The sequence below is a fragment of the Capnocytophaga sp. HP1101 genome, assembly GCF_054772415.1.
In genome coordinates this window covers 172,238-191,422 of sequence record NZ_BPUU01000001.1, presented here as the reverse complement: position 1 = coordinate 191,422, position 19,185 = coordinate 172,238, and the positions used below count along the sequence as shown (strand labels likewise).

18 protein-coding genes are annotated in these 19,185 nt (G+C 40.8%); 7 read left to right on the top strand and 11 right to left on the bottom strand.

Annotated features, from left to right (window positions below; all coding sequences use genetic code 11):
* Window positions 1-49 precede the first annotated feature (49 nt).
* The 7 genes from RCZ04_RS00760 (at window position 50) to RCZ04_RS00730 (ending at window position 9,269) form a co-directional block, all read left to right on the top strand.
* Window positions 50-745 carry a DUF4294 domain-containing protein gene (locus tag RCZ04_RS00760; protein ID WP_460484015.1) on the top strand — a complete coding sequence of 232 codons (696 nt, stop codon included), beginning with the start codon at window positions 50-52 and terminating at the stop codon, window positions 743-745.
* A 56-nt stretch (window positions 746-801) separates the two neighbouring features.
* Window positions 802-2,106, top strand: a complete 1,305-nt coding sequence (locus RCZ04_RS00755; RefSeq protein ID WP_460484014.1) for a cation:proton antiporter — start codon at window positions 802-804, stop codon at window positions 2,104-2,106.
* Window positions 2,107-2,120: 14 nt separating this feature from the next.
* Entirely contained in the window at window positions 2,121-3,956 is a 1,836-nt protein-coding gene (locus RCZ04_RS00750; RefSeq protein WP_460484013.1) for a GNAT family N-acyltransferase, read from the top strand.
* Between the two features lie 15 nt (window positions 3,957-3,971).
* Complete coding sequence (locus RCZ04_RS00745; RefSeq protein WP_460484012.1) at window positions 3,972-4,712, top strand: hypothetical protein; 741 nt, start codon at window positions 3,972-3,974, stop codon at window positions 4,710-4,712.
* A gap of 18 nt (window positions 4,713-4,730) precedes the next feature.
* Complete coding sequence (locus RCZ04_RS00740; RefSeq protein WP_460484011.1) at window positions 4,731-5,165, top strand: DUF4268 domain-containing protein; 435 nt, start codon at window positions 4,731-4,733, stop codon at window positions 5,163-5,165.
* Window positions 5,166-5,341: 176 nt separating this feature from the next.
* Window positions 5,342-6,091 carry an SDR family oxidoreductase gene (locus tag RCZ04_RS00735; RefSeq protein WP_460484010.1) on the top strand — a complete coding sequence of 250 codons (750 nt, stop codon included), beginning with the start codon at window positions 5,342-5,344 and terminating at the stop codon, window positions 6,089-6,091.
* 19 nt (window positions 6,092-6,110) lie between these two features.
* On the top strand, window positions 6,111-9,269 hold the full coding sequence (locus RCZ04_RS00730; RefSeq protein ID WP_460484009.1) for an efflux RND transporter permease subunit: 3,159 nt from the start codon (window positions 6,111-6,113) through the stop codon (window positions 9,267-9,269).
* Between the two features lie 705 nt (window positions 9,270-9,974).
* Here RCZ04_RS00730 and RCZ04_RS00725 read toward each other — a convergent pair.
* The 11 genes from RCZ04_RS00725 to RCZ04_RS00675 all read right to left on the bottom strand — a co-directional run bounded on the left by RCZ04_RS00725 (window position 9,975) and on the right by RCZ04_RS00675 (window position 18,214).
* Window positions 9,975-11,138: an OmpA family protein gene (locus RCZ04_RS00725; protein WP_460484008.1), complete on the bottom strand. Its 1,164-nt coding sequence runs from the start codon at window positions 11,136-11,138 to the stop codon at window positions 9,975-9,977.
* 265 nt (window positions 11,139-11,403) lie between these two features.
* On the bottom strand, window positions 11,404-13,038 hold the full coding sequence (gene groL, locus RCZ04_RS00720) for a chaperonin GroEL (protein WP_460484007.1): 1,635 nt from the start codon (window positions 13,036-13,038) through the stop codon (window positions 11,404-11,406).
* A gap of 36 nt (window positions 13,039-13,074) precedes the next feature.
* Window positions 13,075-13,353 carry a co-chaperone GroES gene (locus RCZ04_RS00715; protein ID WP_460484006.1) on the bottom strand — a complete coding sequence of 93 codons (279 nt, stop codon included), beginning with the start codon at window positions 13,351-13,353 and terminating at the stop codon, window positions 13,075-13,077.
* Window positions 13,354-13,564: 211 nt separating this feature from the next.
* The gene (secG, locus tag RCZ04_RS00710; protein ID WP_460484005.1) at window positions 13,565-13,945 is read right to left on the bottom strand and encodes a preprotein translocase subunit SecG; all 381 of its coding nucleotides are present in this window, start codon (window positions 13,943-13,945) and stop codon (window positions 13,565-13,567) included.
* 4 nt (window positions 13,946-13,949) lie between these two features.
* Window positions 13,950-14,786, bottom strand: coding sequence for a hypothetical protein (locus RCZ04_RS00705; RefSeq protein WP_460484004.1), 837 nt, complete (start codon window positions 14,784-14,786; stop codon window positions 13,950-13,952).
* A 27-nt stretch (window positions 14,787-14,813) separates the two neighbouring features.
* Entirely contained in the window at window positions 14,814-15,305 is a 492-nt protein-coding gene (locus RCZ04_RS00700; protein WP_460484003.1) for an LptE family protein, read from the bottom strand.
* An 84-nt stretch (window positions 15,306-15,389) separates the two neighbouring features.
* Window positions 15,390-15,974 (bottom strand): Holliday junction branch migration protein RuvA, encoded by a 585-nt coding sequence (ruvA, locus tag RCZ04_RS00695; RefSeq protein ID WP_460484002.1) that lies wholly within the window; start codon window positions 15,972-15,974, stop codon window positions 15,390-15,392.
* Between the two features lie 34 nt (window positions 15,975-16,008).
* On the bottom strand, window positions 16,009-16,452 hold the full coding sequence (locus RCZ04_RS00690; RefSeq protein WP_460484001.1) for a PIN domain-containing protein: 444 nt from the start codon (window positions 16,450-16,452) through the stop codon (window positions 16,009-16,011).
* Window positions 16,449-16,715, bottom strand: a complete 267-nt coding sequence (locus RCZ04_RS00685) for a glutaredoxin-2 domain protein (protein WP_460484000.1) — start codon at window positions 16,713-16,715, stop codon at window positions 16,449-16,451. Before RCZ04_RS00685 ends, RCZ04_RS00690 begins: the two co-directional genes overlap by 4 nt.
* Before the next feature lie 152 nt (window positions 16,716-16,867).
* Window positions 16,868-17,563 (bottom strand): hypothetical protein, encoded by a 696-nt coding sequence (locus RCZ04_RS00680; protein WP_460483999.1) that lies wholly within the window; start codon window positions 17,561-17,563, stop codon window positions 16,868-16,870.
* Window positions 17,564-17,629: 66 nt separating this feature from the next.
* The gene (locus RCZ04_RS00675) at window positions 17,630-18,214 is read right to left on the bottom strand and encodes a Crp/Fnr family transcriptional regulator (protein ID WP_460483998.1); all 585 of its coding nucleotides are present in this window, start codon (window positions 18,212-18,214) and stop codon (window positions 17,630-17,632) included.
* Window positions 18,215-19,185: the final 971 nt, after the last annotated feature.

The window sequence follows — 19,185 nt, the reverse complement described above, 5'->3', positions numbered from 1 at the left end:
ATTTCTCAAACTCTAATGACGTTGAGAAGATAAAAAAACAAAAAGCATTATGAAATACATCATTACATATATACAACATTATCTTTTACTTTTTATCTTTTATCTCTTACCTTTTGTCTGCCTCACCGCTCAAACACGTGACACTATTTACATTTTTGACCAGCAGTTTTACTCGGGTGATACGATTCGGCTTGCTGAGGTGAGTGTTTTTGGCAAAGAGCATTTTTTTGGGGATGCAGAAGCTCAGAAGCGCTATTTGCTTCTTCGCAGTCGTGTGAAACGCGTGTATCCGTATGCTAAAATGGCTGCCGACCGTTTGTATACGATGGAACATACAATGGACACGATGCAAAATAAGCGTCAGAAAAAAGTATATGTGAAACGTACCCAACGTTATATAGAAGACCACTTCACCGATGAACTGAAAAAACTTTCCCGCTCACAAGGGCGTATTCTCATAAAACTTATTCACCGACAAACAGGTAAAACTGCCTATAATTTGGTAAAAGACCTGCGCAACGGCTGGAATGCCTATTGGTATAACAAAACGGCGTGGTTGTACGACCTTTCTCTTAAAAAAGGCTATGACCCTATGAATGTGGAAGAGGACTATTGGATAGAGGAAATAATCTTACGAGCTATCAATAGTGGCGAATTAGAATACCAAACGCCAGCCTTGTTATACAACTTCTCTGACCTTGTTGAACAACGGCAGAAAAGACTTCAAAAGCAATTAACGAAATAGTAAATTTGTAAATTAGCAAATTATTTGTACTTTTGCCCGAAAATAAAATAGGACTAATGGAGTTATACTACGCTTTTTCAGTGATTATCGTCTTAGCAGCCTTGTTTTCGTACGTGAATGTGCGCTACGTAAAACTACCTATGACCATAGGTATTATGGTGATTGCTATGATAGTATCGGTGGGCGTACGTCTTTTTGGAGGAGAGATATTTACAGGGCTTGCGCACCGTCTTGAATCGCTTTTACAAGGTTTTGACTTCAATGAAATACTGATGGGAGCAATGTTGAACTTCCTTCTTTTTGCAGGAGCACTCCATATCAATATCAACGACCTTAAGAACTACAAAATTTCTATTTTCACATATGCGACTATCAGTGTAGTACTTTCAGCTTTCTTTATATCACTTTTGCTGTACTACATTGCTCCTTTGGTAAATATTCATATTCCTTACATATACTGTTTGCTTTTTGGTACGCTTATTTCTCCAACCGACCCTATTGTGGTATTGGGGGTTCTCAAACAAGTGAATGTACCTAAACGTATTGAAGCTAAGATTACAGGCGAATCACTTTTCAACGATGGGGTAGCGGTAGTAATGTTTGCTGTAGTGCTGAAATTGGCTACTGACAGTACTTTTGAGCCTTCGTTTAACACTATTACTAAGCTCTTTTTTTTAGAGGCAGGAGGAGGAATATTCCTTGGTGTGCTCTTGGGGTGGATAGTTTCTGAAATGATGAAAAAAGCTGATGATTATCACGTGAGTGTACTGCTTACTTTGGCTATTGTGATGGGAGGTTTTCTCATAGCGAAGGCATCACACGTGTCGTCACCATTGGCAATGGTGATTGCGGGGCTTTTTGTAGGCAATGTAGGCAAGAAAGCCAGTAGTGCCGAGAATAAAGACTATCTTGAGAAATTCTGGGCTATTGTAGATGAGATAATGAATGCTATCTTGTTCCTTTTCATAGGCTTTGAGATGCTACTCATTGATAACCTCGATGGACAGTTTCTCTTAGGCGGTATTGCGATTCTTGTATGCTTATTAGGGCGTGCTTTAGCGATTTACATTCCTGCCAAAACGATATTACGCAAGGTAGCTACTTATTCAAGAGGCTCACTCATCACAATGGTGTGGGGGGGTATTCGTGGGGGAGTATCAATTGCGTTAGTACTCTCTATACCTGCTGATAAAGGAGGATTTAAAGAAACACTGTTGCAAATTACTTATATTGTAGTATTGTTTTCGATTTTAGTGCAAGGTCTTACTGTAGGGAAAGTGGCAACCAAAGCCTTGCATCGTGATGAAGTGATGATACGCTTGAAAAGAATGAAACAACTGCAAAAAGGGAAACAATCATAAGACTTTAAAGAAGAATGAAAAAGCAAAAAGATAAAGGATTGGTAAGTGCTAAAGAAGTAGCTAAGGCAGTTAATATTGATAAATTAGGCTTTTTGGGTACTTTTGGAGGGTGGACGCTGATGAAGCTACTTCGCCTCTCTAAACTCAATGCAATTTACGACCGAACCAAGCACTTTGAAGGACTTGATTTCCTCAATAAATTGCTCAATGAATTTGAGATAAAGTTTGAAATACCTGAAGAAGATTTTAAAAATATTCCCAAGGAAGGGGCTTTTATCACTATTTCTAACCACCCGTTAGGGGGGATAGATGGTATTTTGCTTTTGAAATTGCTCTTGGAAAAGCGTCCTGATTTTAAGATTATGGCGAACTTCCTCTTGCAACGCATAGAGCCTTTGGCGCCTTATGTGTTGCCTGTAAACCCTTTTGAAGACCGTAAAGACGCTAAGTCGAGCGTGGTAGGATTTAAACACACGATTGCGCATCTGAAAGAAGGTAAACCTTTGGGGCTTTTTCCGGCGGGGGAAGTATCAGTTACGAAAGAAGGTCAGTTGATGGTTGATAAGCCTTGGGAAGAAGCGGCGATGAAGCTTGCTAAGAAAGCTAAGGTGCCTATCGTGCCTATTTATTTTCACGCTAAAAACAGTAAGTTGTTCTATTTCTTGGCGAGCCTTAGCGATACGTTGCGTACCGCTAAATTGCCTTCGGAATTGCTCACTCAGAAAGAGCGTACCATTTACATACGCATTGGTAAACCTATTTCGGTGGCAATGCAAGATGAGCATACTAATTTAGAAGATTTTACCGAATTCTTACGCAAGAAAACTTATATTTTAGCCAATGCTTTAGAACAGGACAAAAAGTTTTTGCCGTTACCCAATGTGCTAAAATCAAGCAAAAGTGGTAGCAACCCACAACAGATTGAAGCGCCTATCAAGCAAGATCTCATAGAGAAGGAAGTTGATAACATCACCAAAAAGGATTACCGACTGCTAAAAAATAACAATTACGAGGTGTTTTTAGCGCCCTATAGTGAGATACCTAATATAATGAAAGAGATAGGTCGCCTGCGTGAAATTACTTTTCGAGAGGTGGGCGAGGGCACCAATGCATCATCTGATGTAGATAAGTTCGACCTTTATTACCATCATCTTTTTCTTTGGGATACTGATGCTAAGAAGATAGTAGGGGCTTATCGTATGGGATTAGGGGCTGAAATATTTCCTAAATATGGCATTGAAGGCTTCTATACTCACGATTTATTTCGCTTTGAACCTGAATTATATGATATGATGAGCAAAACCATTGAAATGGGGCGTGCTTTTATCATTTCGGAGTACCAACAGAAGCCAATGCCACTGTTTTTATTGTGGAAAGGCATCGCACACACCACATTGCGCTATCCTGAACACTCTTATCTGTTAGGTAGTGTGAGTATCAGTAACCAGTTTTCTAACTTTTCTAAATCGCTGATGATAGAGTTTATGAAGTCTAACTTCTATGACCCTTATATCGCACAATATGTACGCCCTAAAAAAGAATTCAAAGTAAAACTCAAAGACGAGGATAAAGACTTTATTTTTGATGAAACGAAGGCTGACCTTAATAAGTTCGACAAACTCATCGATGAGATAGAACCGGGTAATTTGCGTTTACCAGTGCTCATCAAAAAGTACATCAAGCAAAACGCTAAGGTAATTGCTTTTAACGTCGATCCACTGTTTAATAACTCGGTGGACGGACTGATGTATATTCGCATCTCTGATCTTCCAGAAAGCACGATGAAACCTGTTATTGAAGAGTTTCAAGCCGAGCTTGAAGCTAGAATGAAGAATAATGAATATGAATAAATATATTAGAAACCAATGAAAAAAATATTATTTTTAGTAGCATTACTACCACTGACTCTTGTAGCACAAACAGTGATTGTGCCTAATCGCTATGCTTTCCAGAAAGAGGACAATCAGTACCAACTGAATATGCTCACCAAATTTTTGCTTGAAAAGCAAGGGTTTAAAGTATATATGGAGAGCGAGACCCCTGCCGAGCTACTCCAAAATCCTTGTGAATTCCTCAAAGCAGATGTAAAAAACGAGTCGAATATGATGACCTCTAAGGTACAATTCGTCCTCACCGATTGTGCTAACAAAGCAGTCTTCACCTCCGAGATAGGCAAAAGTCGCGAAAAGGAATTTAAGAAATCTTACCAAGAAGCCTTGCGCAACGCTCTTGCTGGCAATGCTTTAGCCAATTTCAAGTCGGAGTATAAAGCGCCTGCTTCAGTGCATCCTTCTGTAGTAGCAACTCAGTCTACACCGCAAGTTACCCCTACCCCTAAAAGCGATCAAATAATAGAAGTAGACCCTTATATAGAATTTTTATATGCTAAAAAAGTAGGTTTTTTGTATGAATTATATGATAAGAAAACAAATGAATTGCGTTATAAAATTAAACCAGCCCTTACTCCTAATGTATTTGTAGCTTATGATTTAAAAGACAATCGATTTGGTGTTTTTGAGAAAGATGGCTCTATAATGTATCGTGTTCTTTTATTTAAAACAATAGATAGCACAAGTGAGTCTTTCTTAGCAAATATTCAATTTTGATACCTGACGCTTAATATCTTGTACAGTAAATCCGAAGCTAAAAAACTCCGCGAAGACTTCTGGATATCCTTTGGTAAATCGTTTCCTCGCAAATGGACACTTTACGATACCAAAATTAAGGATTTCAGTTTTAAGTTTTCATTTGACACCCGCAAGGCACGGGTGTTGCTTGCTGTGGAAGATAACGACGCGGTTACACGTGAGCTGTATTACAACAAATTGCTCTCACTGAAATCTATCCTCCAAAGCGAATATCTGCCCGATGCTGTTTTTGAAGAGCATCTCGTCTTAGAGAGTGGTAAACAAATCAGTTGTGTGTATGTGGAACTCACGGGGGTAACCATTCACAACAAAGCTACTTGGCAACCTGTGATGGAGTTTCTCTACGAGAAAATGTCACAGTTCGAACTCTTTTGGGCTGAATATAAAGACGTGATACAAGAAGAAAAATAGACACTTCTCTCCTCTGTTTATGACTTTAAGAAAAGATTAACATCAAACCTCATTCTCAAACAAGTTTTTTGTCTTACTTTTGTACCGAGAATAATGTAACACCCTCAAAGAGGAAGTGTTTTTTACTATAAAAACACTTCCTTTTCTATATTTTAATATTTAATAATTTAGTATTTATGAAAGAAAACATTAAAGATAAAGTATTGATTATCACAGGTGCCAGTAGCGGACTCGGCGAGGCTACTGCCCTTCATTTAGCTGAGTACGGAGCGATTATCGTCGCCGCTGCACGTCGTAAAGACCGCCTCGACAGTTTAGTAAGCCGCATCACAGCAGCGGGAGGCAAAGCCCTTGCGGTGGAATGCGATGTTACTAAGAAAGAAGACGTAGAACGCGTGGCTCAAGAGACTCTCAAAGCCTATGGTCGCATCGATGTATTGGTGAACAACGCCGGACTGATGGCTATGGCACCCCTCTCCAAGCTCAAAGTAGACGAGTGGGACAAGATGATCGATATCAACATCAAGGGCGTACTCTATGGCATCGCTGCGGTGCTGCCTACAATGAAGGAACAAAACAGCGGACATATTATCAACCTATCGTCGGTAGCAGGATTGCGCGTAGCAGCAAGTATAGGTGTAGTGTATAGCAGCACCAAGTTTGCCGTAAAAGCCATCAGTGAGGGATTGCGTATAGAATTGGCAAAGACTTCCGATATACGCGTAACAGTGCTTTACCCAGGAGCTGTAGATAGCGAACTCAAATATGGTAGTTCCGATCCCGAATCCAGTGAGATGATCAAAGCATCGTATAAATCGGCTATCCCCGCCGATTCGGTGGCTCGTGCTATCGCCTACGCCATTGAGCAACCCGCCGATGTAGCCATCAACGAGATAACTTTGCGCCCTACGCATCAAGAATTTTAAAAAGTATAACACCTAACTTATGATAAAAAGTTTTATTAACAGACCGGTACTATCAACGGTAATCTCAATTATGATAGTCATTCTCGGGGTGCTGGGGATTGTCTCCTTGCCTATTTCCCAATATCCTGACATTGCCCCTGTAACGGTGCAAATATCAGCCAACTATGGGGGTGCGAATGCCGAAACGGTGCTCAAATCGGTGATTATTCCTATTGAGGAACAGGTGAATGGGGTAGAAAATATGGACTATATTACCTCATCGGCTTCCAATAGCGGGGCTGCCAATGTAACGGTTTATTTCAAGCAGGGTACCAATGGCGATATTGCAGCGGTGAACGTGCAGAATGCCGTAGCGCGTGCCAATGCTATTTTGCCTGCCGAAGTAACCCAAGCAGGGGTAACGGTGCGCAAACAGAGTTCGGGTAACTTGATGTTCTTATCGTTTTTCTCTGATAATCCTGAATTAGACGATGTGTTCTTGCAAAACTATTTGAGCATCAACGTGATTCCTGCCATCAAACGTATCAGTGGGGTAGGGGATGCCAACGCTTTTGGGGGAAAAACCTATTCGATGCGTATTTGGCTCAACCCTCAAAAACTCCAAGCTTATGGTCTGAACCCTACTGAAGTAACGGCGGCTATTTCGGCACAAAGCCGTGAAGCTGCGGCAGGTACTTTAGGTCAAAACAGCGGTAGTAGCTATGAGTACGTCATCAAGTACAAAGGTAAATATACCGAAGTTGCTGAATATGAAAATGTGGTGCTCAAAGCCTTGGATGGGGGTCGTATCCTCCGCCTCAAAGATGTGGCTACCGTAGAACTCGATGCCTTGGGCTATTCAGGCTTTTCCGAAAGTAAAGGTCGTCCTGCCGTGGCGATGGGTATTTCGCAAACACCAGGCTCCAATGCGCACGAGATTATTCAGAATATTGAAAAACTCTTAAAAGAATTAGAGCCTTCTTTCCCCGAAGGGATTACTTATACGATCAACTACAACGCCAATACCTTCTTGGATGCCGCTATTTCTAAGGTGGTGAGTACCCTCTTAGAGGCGTTTCTCTTGGTGTTCTTGGTGGTGTACATCTTCTTGCAGGACTTCCGCTCTACGCTCATTCCTGCCATTGCCGTACCGGTGTCTATCGTGGGTACGTTTTTCTTCTTGAACCTCTTCGGTTATTCTATCAATATGCTCACGCTCTTCGCATTGGTGTTGGCTATCGGTATTGTGGTGGACGATGCGATTGTCGTCGTCGAGGCGGTGCACGCCAAAATGGAACAAACCCACGAGAAAGCCAAACCCGCTACGATCTCGGCGATGAACGAGATTACAGGGGCTATTATCTCTATCACCCTCGTGATGGCGGCGGTGTTCGTGCCCGTAACCTTTATGGGGGGTACCACTGGGGTGTTCTACAAGCAATTTGGGGTAACGCTCATCGTTGCGATTGCGATTTCGGCTGTCAATGCATTGACGTTGAGTCCTGTACTCTGCTCGCTCTTCCTCAAACCACACGGCGATAAGGAATATGAAGATAAATCGTTCATCGGGAAGTTCTTTCATAAGTTCAATGTGGCTTTTAACGCTGCCACTCGTAAATACGGACAAACATTTACCTTCTTCCTCCGCCATAAATGGGTTACTTTGGTGTTGCTCATCGTAGCGGGCGGCGCGATTTATTTCACTAACCGACAAATGAAATCGGGATTTGTGCCTAATGAAGACCAAGGTTTCGTGATGATGGATGTTTCAATGATTCCTGGAGCTTCTATGGAACGCGTGGCGAACATTATGCGCGAAGTCAACGAAAGTTTGTCCAATATTCCTGGTGTTGAGAACGTTACTTTCGTTACAGGGCGTGGTATGATTTCGGGCGAAGGTAGTAACAACGGTATGGGCTTCTTCAAGCTGAAACCTTTTGAAGAGCGCGCTAAGAACAAAGGTCAGGATATCCAATCGATTATAGGGCGTGCATTTCAGGCAACTGCCCAAATTAAAGATGCTAACGTGATTTTCTTCCAACCGCCTTCTGTGCCTGGTTTCGGTGTAGGTGGTGGGGTATCGTTTGTGCTCTTGGATAAATCAGGGAGTGATATCGATGAGGTGAATAAGAATGCTCAAGAGTTCCTGTACGCTTTGAACCAACGTCCCGAAATTCAGTTTGCCCAAACTTCCTTCAATGTGAATTACCCACAATACCAGATGGATATCAATGTGGAACGCGCAATGCAATCGGGAATTACGGTAAGCACCATTCTTTCTACTTTACAGAACTATATAGGTGGTTTCTATGCCACCGACTTTGCCCTCTATGGGAAACAGTACCGCGTAATGGTACAGTCGTTGCCCGAATCGCGCAAAGATGTGAACAGCCTCAACAGCCTTTTTGTAAAAACAGCCAGCGGGGCAATGGCGCCTATTAGCGAGTTTGTTACCTTAGAGCGCACCTTTGGGCCTCAATCGCTTAGTCGTTACAACCTCTTTACTTCGGTGTCTATTTCAGCGCAGAACAATGCGGCTTATAGTACCGGTGATGCGCTAAAAGCCGTACAAGAAGTAGCAGCTCAAACCCTCAATAGCAACTACGGTATTGATTATACAGGTTTGACACGCGAAGAGCAAAGTGCAGGTTCACAAACCATTATCATCCTTTTGCTCAGTTTGATATTCACTTATTTTATCCTTTCGGCTCAGTACGAAAGCTATGTATTGCCACTATCGGTGTTCTTCTCACTGCCATTTGGTATCTTTGGAGCCTTTTTGGGTCAATGGTTGTTTGGTTTGGAAAACAATATCTATTTCCAAATCTCACTCATTATGCTCATCGGACTCTTGGCGAAGAATGCCATTTTGATTGTAGAGTTTGCCGTTCAGCGCCGCCACCAAGGGGAAAGCCTTTCCAAAGCAGCGATTAATGCGGCAATGGCGCGTTTGCGTCCTATCTTGATGACCTCCTTTGCCTTTATCGTGGGCTTGATGCCATTGGTATTTGCCACAGGGGTAGGTTCAGCAGGGAACCGCTCGGTAGCGACGGGAGCAGCTGTAGGTCAGTTGATAGGTACTTTCTTTGGATTGATTGTAATACCCGTGCTCTTTGTATTTTTCCAAGCGATACAAGAAAGCATTAGCGGACATAAAGAAAAAGAAGAAATATTTGTAGAACCTACTGGCGAATACTAATCTCCGACTTTGACAAAGTTTCAAACTTAGCCAAAGTCTATAACTTCATAAAGAGACTGTTTGTTGTTGATACAAGCAGTCTTTTTTATTTTCATATTAGTATTATATATTATTTTTGAGTCGCTTTTGCGTTACGTTTCCTCCTTTGGAGATAGCTGGCAAGGGCTCACAGCTGGGTATGTGTGTTGCGAGAGCAAAGTTATGTGAAAGGGGAGAGGTTCATAATTATTAAGCTAATTCACCCCTTGATTGGTATTAGTAAAAAGAAGTAGTAATTTTGCATTTTATCTGTTAAAAACGCTATTTTAACACTTTTTATTCAATAAGGCTATAAAGGTTTTTTTCCTATTGATATTCAAGATACTAACGTCTTTCCTTCGCCTTAGCTTCGTCTTAGGTTCGCTTTAGCTTCGCTCTACCTTCGGTCAAGCTTCAATTAAACGGCAAGAATGACTTTTTTATTATTTCGTTGATAAATAATATTTTAACAATTTTAATGCTATAAAAGACAATTAAGTATGCTACTTTTTAAACTTTGAAGTATTCGCAGCATTTAAAAAACATTAACATTTTTTCAACTATTATAGTCTCTCTTCTTTGATTTTCAACTCTAACTCACTGAATTATAAAAAAAGACTATCCTAATTAGGATAGTCTTTTTTACTTAATTTTTATTTGTAAGTTCTTATTTGTAGGGTTATTTCATTACTCTACGATAGTAGCGATACTTACACGGTTCCAATCTGGTTCGCTGAACATATCACCGATACCATTACCTTCAGCTTGGATTCTGTCAGAAGATATTTTGTAACGATTAACCAACAATGTCTTAACAGCTTGTGCACGAGCATCAGCTAATTGTTTGTTTCTTTCCAAGTTTCCTTCTGGTGAAGCATAACCTTTGATAGTTACTTTAGCATCAGGGTGTTTTTTAAGGTAAGAAGCGATACGCTCTACGTTAGGCAACTGAGAAGCATCGATAGTAGTTTTAGCTACGCGGAAAGTAACTACTGATTCCAAAGTTTTCTTGTTTTTGGTAACTACTTTTTCTACTACTTCTGGTTTCTTGTTGCGAGCAGCCTCTAAGTCATCTTGCAATTTTTTGATTTGTTTTTGGCTGTCAGACAATTCTCTGTTTTTGCTGTTCAACTCATCACGAAGTCTACCCAATTCTGCACTATTGTCAGGATTTTGAGTAGCGGTAGTGAAGTGGTGAGCGCCATTGCTTCCTTTAAAGCGGTAAACTACACCAACAGTAGCTTGAATGAAAGAGTTTAGGCTGTTTAAGCTGTTTACTGAACTTTTCTCAGTAGGTGTATCTACTGCATAAATAATAGCAGGACTTAATTTAACTCCCCACGCTTTGCTTTCACCTAAATTGAACAATAAGTTAGAACCAAACTGAGCAGACATACTGTTGCTTCTATAGTTTTCTCTGTAGTTAGGAGCGATATCTTGTACATATCTATGCTTCCAACCAATTCCTGCAAAACCTTCTACTTCGAAGAAACGAGGAGTTCCTTTGTAACCAGCGATAAGGTTACTCAAGTTTACAGTACCTACCAAGCTTACATTGGTATTGTCTATAAAGTTACCTGCATCTACATCTTCGTCTAATCCTACAGGACGTACATACGCCATACCTTCAACGCCTAAACGGAAAGCAGGAGAGATTTGTTTGCCAATCTCAGCTCCAAAAGTGGCACGGGTGTTTTTAAAGAAAGCTTCACGGTGAGTATCAGAGAATCCACCACCTTTAACACCTACTTGCCAGTTGTCAAAAAATTTGCTCTTACTTAGCATATCTTGTGCGTTAGCACTTGTTATCATCGCAACGACAGTTGCAATACTCAATAAGGTTTTTTTCATATAAAAAAAATGTTTATTACTTGTGTTTTAAATTCGGGGCAAATGTACAGCTTTTTTCATTTTTACAATCATTTTTAGCAGTAAAATATTTGCTTTTCTCATTTTTACCTTGTTTTTTAACGTTTTATTTACAAAATGTTTGCATTTTTTTCACATTTCAAAAGGTTTATATAGAGCTAAAATATAAAAAATGGGGAGAGCTTCAATAAAGCTCTCCCCATTTTTCGTGTTAATAAAATATGATAATAATGCTATGAATTTACAATTACATCATTCCAGGCATTCCACCACCCATTGGAGGCATAGCAGCTGCCTTATCGTCTTTGATATCTACCAAAGCGCATTCGGTAGTGAGGATCATACCTGCTACAGAAGCAGCGTTCTCCAAAGCTACACGGGTTACCTTTTTAGGGTCGATGATACCTGCTTTGAACATATCGGTATAAGTACCTGTTTTGGCGTTGTAGCCGTAAGCGTCTCTTGAAGCATCAAGTACACGCGCTACGATTACTGAACCTTCTACACCAGCATTTTCTACAATAGTGCGCAATGGAGCTTCCAAAGCTTTCAAGATGATCTTGATACCTGTTTCTTCGTCGGCATTTACAGGTTTGAGTTTTGCTAAGGCGTTCTTAGCGCGGAGGAGGGCAATACCACCACCCGCTACGATACCTTCTTCTACAGCGGCACGAGTAGCGTGCAAAGCATCGTCTACGCGGTCTTTTTTCTCTTTCATTTCCACTTCTGAAGCAGCACCTATGTAAAGAACTGCTACCCCGCCAGAGAGTTTAGCCAAACGCTCTTGCAATTTTTCGCGGTCGTAATCAGAGGTTGTATTTTCAATTTGCGCTTTGATTTGAGCCGCACGTGCTTTGATATCTTCTGATTTACCAGCACCGTTCACGATAGTAGTGTTATCTTTGTCGATGCTTACTCTTTCGGCAGTACCGAGCATATCGATAGTAGCGTTTTCAAGAGTAAAGCCTCTTTCTTCAGCGATTACAGTACCACCAGTAAGGATAGCGATATCTTCGAGCATTGCTTTACGACGGTCACCAAAACCAGGAGCTTTTACAGCAGCGATGCGAAGGGTACCGCGCAATTTGTTTACTACTAAGGTTGCTAAGGCTTCTCCGTCGATATCTTCAGCAATAATCAAAAGTGGTTTACCTGATTGTGCTACAGGCTCCAATACAGGTAACAAATCTTTCATAGTAGAGATTTTCTTGTCGTATAACAAGATGTAAGGACGGTCGAGTTCTGCTACCATCTTTTCAGAATCGGTAACAAAGTATGGTGAAAGGTAACCGCGGTCGAACTGCATACCTTCTACTACGTCTACGTAAGTATCAGTACCTTTGGCTTCTTCTACAGTGATTACCCCTTCTTTGCCTACTTTTTCAAAGGCTTGAGCGATAAGTTCACCGATAGTATCATCGTTGTTAGCTGAGATAGAAGCTACTTGTCTGATTTTTTCAGATGAAGAACCTACTTCTTTAGCTTGTTTAGCGAGGTGTTCGACGATTTTCACTACGGCTTTGTCAATACCGCGTTTCAAATCCATAGGGTTAGCCCCTGAAGCTACGTTTTTCAAACCTTCTTTTACAATAGCTTGTGCCAAAACAGTAGCGGTAGTAGTACCGTCACCAGCGAGGTCATTGGTTTTAGAGGCTACCTCTTTCACCATTTGAGCACCCATATTTTCGAGTGCGTCTTCAAGTTCAATTTCTTTAGCTACGGTCACCCCGTCTTTAGTTACTTGAGGAGAACCGAATGATTTGCTAATGATTACGTTACGTCCTTTAGGACCTAAAGTTACTTTTACTGCATTTGCCAATGCATCCACGCCACGTTTTAAGCCTTCGCGAGCGTCTATGTCAAATTTAATATCTTTTGCCATTTTCTTTTAGTTCTTAGTTTTAAGTGTTTCGTTTTATTAGATAACTGCTAATACGTCGCTTTCACGCATAATGAGGTAGTCTTTACCTTCTAATTTGAGCTCAGTGCCTGCGTATTTGCCATATAATACGGTATCGCCTACTTTTAGGGTTACAGGATTATCTTTAGTACCTGCGCCTACGGCTACCACCTTACCTTTTTGAGGTTTTTCTTTTGCAGTATCAGGAATGATAATACCTGATGTGGTAGTAGTTTCAGCCACTGCGGGCTCTATCACTACTCTATCAGCTAAAGGTTTAATATTCAATTTTGCCATTATTTGTTTAGTTTTTAATTATTTTAGATGTTAGGTTTTAGGCCATAGGCCTTAGGAATTAGGTGTTAGTAAAACTTTGACAAAGTCCTCAGTAGACTTTGTCAAAGTTCTATTGTTTAACCTTCAGTATTTTTAATTCCTTTTATAAAAAATCGAAGTGGGTATTTCAGAAAGTGTGCCAATCTGCAACAACTGACGTTTTGTCAGTTGGTTAGTTTCCTGTATTGGAAGAAGTGGCAGGAGTAGCAGGCATTTGGGTAGCATTGTTGGCAGGAGTAGTTTGTTGTTGGTTAAGAGGAGCTACGGGGGCGGTAGGGGTACTACCGTCGAGTAGTTTAGAATCGGCATTAACACCGGTATTGCCTTGTAGTAAAGTGTTGGCAATAAGGATAAGTACGGCTAAAGCAGTAGCAAACGTCCAAGTACTGCGTTCGAGGAAGTCGCCTGTTTTCTTTACACCGCCTACTACTTGTGTGTTTCCACCGAAAGTAGAAGAGAGTCCACCCCCTTTAGGGTTTTGTACCATAATTACCAAAGCGAGTAGTAAGCATACTACTACAATAAGTACTAAAAAGATGTTGAATGTAGTCATTTTCTTATAAATTATTTTGCTGTAGTTTTTTAATATTTTCTATTAGGGCTGCAAAGTAAGCACTTTTTTCTGGATTTTTCAAAATTAATATTTCGTAGGCTTGAATAGCTTGCTTGAATTTGCGTTGATTTACATATACTTGTGCCAATGTTTCAGTCATTAATTGTTTAGGGTCAGACTTCACTTCATCGGCTAAATTTGCGTTTGACACGTAGTCTTTTGAGGCTTCAATTTTAGGGTTGTTTTCCAAAAACTTATCAATGAGTTTGAACTTTTCGGCTACTTTTTCGTCTTTGTAAGCGACCTCAGTGTGTTCATCGGAGATGTTTTCCAACCATTGAGAGATGTTATCAGTATCCGTTTTAGGTTTTTCCTCTACATCTCTAGGTACAAAAGCACCTGCTAACTCTTGGTGGTTTACTAAATCTTCAGGAAAAATAGGTTCTTCAAATATAGATTCGGGTACATTAGGTCGATACAAGCGTGGTTCGTGGTCGATATAGCTTACTTTAGGAGGAGTGTTCTCAATTTCTTCAGCTTCTTTGCGTTCACGGGCTTTGCGAATACGTTCAAAATCACGGCGTAGGGCTGAGAAATCAGGGATAATACTTTTAGAGTTGATAAAGTCGAACAATACCGAGCGGTCGGTTACGTGCACTGCGGCAAGCTTTAAAGCTTTGTTGTACTTGTAATTTCCTTCGGAGTGCAATATCTTGAGTTGTAGTACCCTTGCGGCTTGGAAATAAGGGTACTCCTTCACTATCTCGTCGAGTTCATACACTTGATCATCGTTAATAGTGTAGGGATGCCTAATAATTTCTATGAATTGCTTTACGGTCACTATTGCTTATTACCTGTTACTTGATTGTTACCAATCTGCTAATGAAGCGTTGAAAATATCTTGGGTGATACGCTCGAATATCTGTGGGATAGCTTCGCCTTTTACTGAGTTAAACTGCGCTGCTGCAGGATAATCATAGTAAAAAGAAAAGCGTTTTTCAAAGTCTTTTTTCTCTTCTTTATTATTGGTAAAGCGCACATTTACCCCTATGGTAACCCGGTTTTGGGCGGCTGTTTGTCCTGCGGTAGCGGTCATTGGGGTAATATTAAACTCTACGATTTCGCCTTCGTACACGAGGTCGCCATTGCGGTCGGTAAGGCTGAGGTTGGTTTGGTTGTTAATCAAATCTTGCAAGGCGATGGTAAAATCACGGTCGAGCCCAGGTTCTACCAAAGGCGCATCATTTCGAAAAAAGTTCACCTGAAAGGTTTTAGCGTCGCCCGTACTTCCTCCTGTAAAGTTGTAGATACCACAACCTACAGTGGTGAGTGCCAAGAGTATATATATGAGATATTTCATTTTACCAATCAATTAGCGGGCAAAGATACAAAAATAATTACGAATGACAAATTACGAATGACGAAATTGCAATTTTGTTTCTTTTTACAAGCGTTTGAGGGCTTGCTTGATGATTTCTTCTACTGAAAGCTCTTCATTAGTCGATTTGATAATGGCATCGACTGTCTTTTCAGCTTGTTTGCGCACAAAGCCCAAGACTTCTAAGGCTGCAAGGGCTTCTTCTTTATTGGTGTTTGTAGCACTGATTGTCACTTCTTCAAAGTCTTGTAGCTTGAGCATCTTGTCTTTGAGGTCGAGTACTACGCGTTGGGCTGTTTTAGCACCTATACCTTTTACAGCTTGAATGGTAGTCACATCGCTGTTGATAATAGCACTACGCACCTGAGCTGCGGTAAGAGAGGAAAGCATAGTGCGAGCAGTACTTGCTCCTACCCCTGATACTGAGAGCAACAACACAAATACTTCGCGCTCAGCTTTGGTGAGGAAGCCATAAAGTGTATGGGCATCTTCTTTGATTTGCAGATAAGTGTATAGTTTGATAGCTTCGCCTTCAGGTAGTGCGGAATAGGTATTGAGGCTGATATTTACAAAATACCCCACCCCGTGGCAGTCGATTACCACGTGAGTAGGGTTCTTTTCTACGAGTTTTCCTTGTAATTGTGTAATCATTAATTTTATTTGTCAATTTGTCGATATTTTGAGTTTATTCCTTTTTATAAGTCTTAGACTTTATTTCAGGAGTAGTGATGCAAATATCAAATCCTTCTTCTTTTAGTCCGTTGATAAGTTTGAAATCACAAGTCCAAATTTTATGACCTTCCTGAAAGTGAAGAGCTACAAAAGGATAGTCATCAATATCTATATTTTTAACTATCTCTTTAGCTTGAGAAGTATATTTTGAAGGTATGTTTTTTAATTTGTAGAATGTAATGTTTTTTGTAACTTCTTTCAAAAAAGTAAGAGCTTCTCTTTTAGTCATATTCACTTTGTCTATTATTTCAGGCAAATGCTCTCCAACTTCTTCTAAAAGATAATCAGGCGCAATGAATTGTATAGGGTTCTTTTTATTGCGCAATATATTAGCGATGACTCCATTGGGAGCATAGAAACAACTGAAAATAATATTGCTATCTGAAATAACTATCATATAGCTTCTTTTTCAATTCGTTTAGAGAGTTCAGCGTCCCAACGTTTGGCAATAGCCTTATTTACTTTCTTAGAAATAGCCATAATTTCGTCGCGATACTTTATAGGAATACCATACTCATCTTCTTCTAAAACATCGGAAGTAACAGTTTCTTTTTTAGTGTCTTTGGATTTCGTAACCTTAGTAAAATCAAGGGTGCGAGCAAACTTTATAAAAGATAAAGCTTGCGGACTGTCATCGGTGATAGTGATAGTGTAAGGCATAATAATATAATTTGAAAAGACAAAATTACAAAAAATTAGTGAATTAACAAGTTTTTGGTTGTTAGAAATTAGTTTTAGAAGTAAAAGCTTTGTAAAAAACTTTGCCAAAGGTGCGAGCTACACAGGCAAAAACTTTGGCAAAGTATTCATTGTCAATTGTTCATTGTTAATTGAGAAAGCAGTTCTTCTGAGCGTTTGCGTCCTGCTAAGTAATTAGGGTCAAGCTGTATAGCTTTTTGCAGATAACCAAGAGCTTGCGAGCGGTATTTGCGTTGTGGGTGTTGTTTTGCCCACGCCCAATACACGAAACTCATTATCTTCCACGAAGCATATTCGGGGTTTTGAGCCTCTTTGCGGATGATGTTCTCGAAGTCGATTTTGGCAAGTGCGCGCTTGCTGAAGTAAAACCAAGGTAGGTTTTCGGCTACGCTACCGCGCATAAATTCAGGGAGATAGTGTACAGCACCGTACTTTTGAATAGCAGTTTCAAAAAGTTTGAAACTCTTGCCGATAAGCGATAACTTAAAGGTTTCACCAGCTACCAAAGCCATAGCAGAAGCCTCGTAGGAAAGGATAAAAGGCTGTAGTGCCTCAGGGGTTTCGGGACTCACTTCGCATTCCGATAAAATGGTGAGGCTCTTTTGTGCATAGCCTTTGTACTGCTTACTAAAAAAGCCTAAGTTTAAGGCTACTTCGTGATAAATAATCCCTAAGCGCACTTTGTTAAGCAAAGAAGGATTTTTGTTGTAATCGGCTTCTACTTCAGGAAGTTTAGCTTGAAGGAGGTCGTTGTCGATGAATTCCATTACATCATCTAAAGCCATTTGATAATCGTTGAGTGTTTTCATTACGCGTTCTTTTTAAAATTCGGGGCAAAAGTACGGCGCAATGAGCTCCCCACTCGTTGACTTAAGTTAAGATTTTTTGGAATGCATACGTTTTTGTAATCGGCTTAAACTTTCGGGGCTGATACCCAGTAGATTGGCAATATACTTTTGCGGTACGCGTTGAAAGAGTTCAGGACGTGAGTGCAACAGATGCTGAAAGCGCTCTTCGGGTTTGTCGGCAGCGAGGTACATAGCGGTATCGGTGGCGCGCTGGAGAATTTGTTCTGCCATCAGTCTGCCAAAGGTTTCAAAATTATGATGTTCAGCATAAAGGGCGAAGAGCCGTTCTTTGCTAATACTATAAACGGTGGTCTCCTCTAAGGCTTGCAATGACAGATTGGAGGGCGTGCCGTTGTTAAAACTCATAAAAGCGGTTGTCCATTGGTTTTCAAGCGAAATATCACAAGTCTTCTCCGTACCGTCATCTTTGGTATGAAAGTGACGCACACAGCCTTTCACAATAAAAAATAGGTGTTTGCAAGGCTGAGGCGCTTCGAGTAGCATTGCTTTCTTGACAAAGGTGTGCTCCTCAAAATAACGGTCTACTGCACGGAGTTCTTCTTCAGTAAAAGGGAGGGCTTGTGAGAAATGGTTTTTTAAAGAATCGTACATAATTGGTAAATTAGAGAATTAGCAAATTAGCAAATTGACCATTAGGAGCGACAAAGGTAGGGATAATTAGTAAATTAGCAAATTTAAGAATTAGTTATTAATGATTAATGGTTAGTGGTTAATGATTAATGGTTAGTTAGTAAATTAGAGAATTAGTAAATGGCAGGTGCGAGCCACGCGGGCAATAATGGGGAGATTGGTTGGAGGAGTTTGGGTGAGTTGGACGAGTCAGACATTTCAGACTTGTTGGAGAAGCTCTAAAACTCTGAGGAGGCTGAAGGAGATAACCTCCCCCTAATTCACTTACTCCGCTATCGCGGACAACCTCTAAAGGGAAGATAACCTCCCCCTACCCCCCTCCAAAGGGGGAACTGTAGTGATGGAAAATGGGGGTGTTGGAGTTGTCGGAAGGAAACGAAGGTTTTCAGAAGAGGTTTTTTAGGTAAAAGATAAAAGGTAAAAGGTAAAATGGGTATGTGGAGCTTATACAAAGCTTATAGGATGCTTATACGAATCTTGGACGATTGTTATACAAAGGGTATGTAAGTAATTGATTCATACTGTAATACAACAATGCCAAAAATGCCAAAAACAGGGTTTCGAGGCGAAAGAAAGGGGAAGAGGCAATAGGCGTTAGGCAATAGGCATTAGGGGGAAATGGACGAGGAACGAGAGACGAAGAAGACATCCCCCCTAGCCCCCTTCAAAGGGGGAGATGCGACGGAAAGGCGACTGGAGACAAGTTGAACAAGTTGGAAAGACTCTGAGAGGTCGGAGGGGGTCTGAGGAATCGGAGAAACCTCCCCCTAGCCCCCTCGTGGAGGGGGAACTGTAGAGACGGGAAAGTGATGGAAAAATGGTGGAAACCTCCCCCTATTCACTTACTTCGCTCTCGCGGACAACCTCCGAAGGGGGAGTGTTGTGACGGAAAGATGAAGAGAACCTCCCCCTATTCACTTACTCGGCAATTG

Coding starts and splice junctions, on each gene's coding strand:
- RCZ04_RS00760 (WP_460484015.1), top strand. CDS start 50: ATGAAATACATCATTACATATATACAACATTATCTTTTACTTTTTATC.
- RCZ04_RS00755 (WP_460484014.1), top strand. CDS start 802: ATGGAGTTATACTACGCTTTTTCAGTGATTATCGTCTTAGCAGCCTTG.
- RCZ04_RS00750 (WP_460484013.1), top strand. CDS start 2,121: ATGAAAAAGCAAAAAGATAAAGGATTGGTAAGTGCTAAAGAAGTAGCT.
- RCZ04_RS00745 (WP_460484012.1), top strand. CDS start 3,972: ATGAAAAAAATATTATTTTTAGTAGCATTACTACCACTGACTCTTGTA.
- RCZ04_RS00735 (WP_460484010.1), top strand. CDS start 5,342: ATGAAAGAAAACATTAAAGATAAAGTATTGATTATCACAGGTGCCAGT.
- RCZ04_RS00730 (WP_460484009.1), top strand. CDS start 6,111: ATGATAAAAAGTTTTATTAACAGACCGGTACTATCAACGGTAATCTCA.
- RCZ04_RS00725 (WP_460484008.1), bottom strand. CDS start 11,138: ATGAAAAAAACCTTATTGAGTATTGCAACTGTCGTTGCGATGATAACA.
- groL (WP_460484007.1), bottom strand. CDS start 13,038: ATGGCAAAAGATATTAAATTTGACATAGACGCTCGCGAAGGCTTAAAA.
- RCZ04_RS00715 (WP_460484006.1), bottom strand. CDS start 13,353: ATGGCAAAATTGAATATTAAACCTTTAGCTGATAGAGTAGTGATAGAG.
- secG (WP_460484005.1), bottom strand. CDS start 13,945: ATGACTACATTCAACATCTTTTTAGTACTTATTGTAGTAGTATGCTTA.
- RCZ04_RS00700 (WP_460484003.1), bottom strand. CDS start 15,305: ATGAAATATCTCATATATATACTCTTGGCACTCACCACTGTAGGTTGT.
- ruvA (WP_460484002.1), bottom strand. CDS start 15,974: ATGATTACACAATTACAAGGAAAACTCGTAGAAAAGAACCCTACTCAC.
- RCZ04_RS00690 (WP_460484001.1), bottom strand. CDS start 16,452: ATGATAGTTATTTCAGATAGCAATATTATTTTCAGTTGTTTCTATGCT.
- RCZ04_RS00685 (WP_460484000.1), bottom strand. CDS start 16,715: ATGCCTTACACTATCACTATCACCGATGACAGTCCGCAAGCTTTATCT.
- RCZ04_RS00680 (WP_460483999.1), bottom strand. CDS start 17,563: ATGAAAACACTCAACGATTATCAAATGGCTTTAGATGATGTAATGGAA.
- RCZ04_RS00675 (WP_460483998.1), bottom strand. CDS start 18,214: ATGTACGATTCTTTAAAAAACCATTTCTCACAAGCCCTCCCTTTTACT.